The sequence below is a fragment of the Chamaesiphon polymorphus CCALA 037 genome, from assembly GCF_003003845.1.
GTDB lineage: Bacteria > Cyanobacteriota > Cyanobacteriia > Cyanobacteriales > Chamaesiphonaceae > Chamaesiphon > Chamaesiphon polymorphus.
In genome coordinates this window covers 1-3,354 of record NZ_PVWO01000577.1, presented here as the reverse complement: position 1 = coordinate 3,354, position 3,354 = coordinate 1, and the positions used below count along the sequence as shown (strand labels likewise).

The window sequence follows — 3,354 nt, the reverse complement described above, 5'->3', positions numbered from 1 at the left end:
CATGGCGATCGCATGATTCAATTAGTGCCTAATAGATCGGCATAGATAAGCCCGACTTCTTGAAGAAGTCGGGCTTAGATCTCATTAATTATATCGAACCGACGGCTCCTAAATATCTAAATCCATCAGACCTAATTTTGGCCCATAGGTTTCGATAAATTCGCGGCGCGGTGCCACGCGATCGCCCATTAAAATCGTAAAGATCCGATCGGCTTCAGCAGCATCTTGAATCTCTACCCGTTTGAGCGTGCGAGTTTCTCGATCCATTGTAGTTTCCCACAACTGTTGGGGCATCATTTCTCCCAAACCTTTGAATCGCTGAATTGTATAGTTGGCATTGGCCGGAAATTCCGAGATTTTCTGTTGCAATTCGCGTTCGCTATAGCAATAGTAATGATTGCGTCCGCGTTCTAATTTATAGAGCGGCGGGCAAGCAATATACACATAGCCCTCATCGATTAATGCGCGTTGATAACGATAGAAGAATGTCAGCAATAGCGTCCGAATGTGGGCACCATCGACGTCAGCATCGGTCATCAAACAAATCCGATGATACCGCAGTTGTTCCGATTTAAAATCTTCACCTTTGACACCCAAACCTAATGCTGTAATTAGAGCTTGAATTTCGGTGTTTTTATAAATCTTGGCATCGTCAGTTTTCTCGATGTTTAAAATCTTACCGCGCAGGGGTAAAATCGCTTGAAAACGTCTGTCTCGTCCTTGCTTGGCACTATTATGAACGAATACACCACTTGCTAACGCAAAGTTGTGAGTATGAGGTACTTCAATATCGTAGACATCAAAGCATTCTTCCATCGGTTCTATCGATACAATTCGATGATTGTATTGCGCTACTGCTTCGAGTGCTCGCTCTGTCGAACCATCAAAGTATCGATCGCAGAAAGTTTCAAATTTCAGGAGAGATTTATCACGAGTTTCTACGCGATATTGGTAGTAAGTATTGAGATCGATCGATCCATTAGATTGCTCGATATCTTTGAGAACCTTAAGTGTTTTTTGGTAGTAAGTTTGATGCAACGCAGCTTTTCGTTTTGCGCGAAATTCTGGCGTCCATTGTTGTTGAGTTGTTTGCTTTCTCCAATCTAGCAATTGCGGATCTTCCCACTGCTGCTGTGCTTGGACTGACATTTCCAAGCGAGCTTCAGGATGTTCGATAAAGTAATTACGCGTACGCTCGGATTGTTTTTGACGATTGGATTCGTCTTGCCAATAATTTTGTTGAGCGAGATTGAGACGAGCTGCATTTTCTTGGCGATATTGAGGGGTAAGCGCATAGAAATTCTGCCACTTAGCACCCATATCAGCTTTATATTCAGGGTTTTGCCATTGAGCGATGGCTTGCTTGGATAGAATTTGACGAGTCGCTGGTTGAGTCATCCGTTCGCTCATCGCTTGACGGAATTCTGGACTTTGACGAATTTGGCGACATTTTTCGACTACATCGGGACGATGGAGTGTCTTGGCAACATGCTGTTGATGAATCTGAAGGTGCTCTTGAGGAGTCATCCGTTGCAGATTAGTCGGATTGTTATTGAGTTTATTGAAGTCAATATGATGGCGATGGCTACCATCAGCTTTTTGATAAACTCCTTGCCAGCAGTTATACCAATCTGCCAACATATGTGTAAACAACCAAGAATCCGATTTAGGATTCCAAACCATTTCATAGCCATCAATGGTGATGTTTGGTTCTTTCTTATTAGAAAGTTTGCGATACAAAGGCATCAACGAATCAGCAGGTGTCAAATTGGCAGCAGCTTTATAACTACCATCGCGCAACATAAACCGATGATCTGGCGTGCAAATGATGCGTTCGCCATTGTCCAATGTCACCTTAACAACTTGAGCTTGCTGCTTGGTAATTCGAGGATGCAAAATCCGCTCGATCCCAACAGTCCCATTCTGACGAATGGTGTAGCAAAAATGCTCTTTACCAGCTTGTTGTTCGCGGACGATATCCTTAAAGCTGAGATTGCGTCCATCGGCTAATGATACGAGTGTATCGCCATGAAAACAGCCGCCTGCGGAGTCACCTTCGACGATGAAAATCTCTGATTCGCTAGGATCTTTAGAGCTACAATCTGCCAATTTACCTGGCAAAGTTGAAGATTCTAATACCGACTTCCGGCGGACTAATTCTTTAGCTCGACGCGCTGCTTCGGCGGCATTAAAAGCTTGAATGGCTTTTTCTAAAATTGCATCGGCAATATTCGGACGAAATTCTAAATATTCAGTTAGTGCTTCAGAGACGATCGAATCGACAATCTTCCGAACTTCAGTATTGCCTAATTTAGTTTTAGTTTGACCTTCAAATTCAGGATTGGGGACTTTAACTGAAACGATCGCAGTTAAACCTTCACGAATATTTTCACCGCCTAAATTGGCATCTCCTTCTTTGAGTTTATTCCGTTTGCGCGCGATCGAGTTCATGGTACGGGTCAATACCACTTTCAATCCATCTAAATGTGTCCCACCATCGATCGTCCGAATATTATTGGCAAAACCTAAAATATTATCGGAATAAGCATCAACACACCACTGAAGCGCGACTTCGACCTGAACTTTATCTTGCTCTTGGCTGATATAAATTATTTCTTCATGTAGGGGTTGCTTGTTTTCGTTTAGATACGATACATATTCCCGAATTCCACCTTCAAAATAATAATTCTCGACCTTGGGTTCTTCGGTACCCAAAAGTTCTAATCGGTAGTCACTAAAGCTAATCCGAATTCCAGCATTGAGATAGGCTAACTCTTTAAACCTGCTGGCTAAAGTTGCAAAGTCAAATTCGGTCGATTCTTTGAAGATTTCTGGATCTGGTTGAAAAGTTACCGTCGTCCCCGTCCGATTTTCGGGACTCGGAACTACTTCCAATCCAGAGACGGCAAAACCCTTCTCAAACCTCTGGGTATGGATTTTCTGATTCCGCCAGACTTTGACTTCTACATGCGACGAGAGCGCGTTGACGACCGAAATCCCGACTCCATGCAAACCACCAGAGACGGTATAACCACCATCCCCAAATTTACCCCCAGCGTGGAGCACGGTTAAAACTGTCTCGATGGTAGACTTACCAGTCTGCGGGTTGATCCCGGCGGGAATCCCCCGCCCATCATCGATCACAGTCACCGAACCATTAGCATTGATCGAGATATCGATGTTTTTGCAATGACCAGCCAGTGCTTCATCGATCGAGTTATCCGCAACCTCATATACTAAATGATGGAGTCCTTTTGGCCCGGTCGAACCAATATACATCCCCGGTCTGACTCGGACTGCTTCTAGTCCCTCCAGTACCCGAATGTTGTCGTCACCATAATCACTGGTCATAAA

1 protein-coding gene is annotated in these 3,354 nt (G+C 43.9%); it reads right to left on the bottom strand.

The window, feature by feature from the left end; all coding sequences use genetic code 11:
* Window positions 1-108 precede the first annotated feature (108 nt).
* The gene (gene gyrB, locus C7B77_RS26630) at window positions 109-3,351 is read right to left on the bottom strand and encodes a DNA topoisomerase (ATP-hydrolyzing) subunit B (RefSeq protein ID WP_106312118.1); all 3,243 of its coding nucleotides are present in this window, start codon (window positions 3,349-3,351) and stop codon (window positions 109-111) included.
* Between the last annotated feature and the right edge of the window lie 3 nt (window positions 3,352-3,354).

Bases quoted from the DNA above. Each gene is read 5' to 3' on its own strand.
- gyrB (WP_106312118.1), bottom strand. From the start codon at position 3,351: ATGACCAGTGATTATGGTGACGACAACATTCGGGTACTGGAGGGACTA.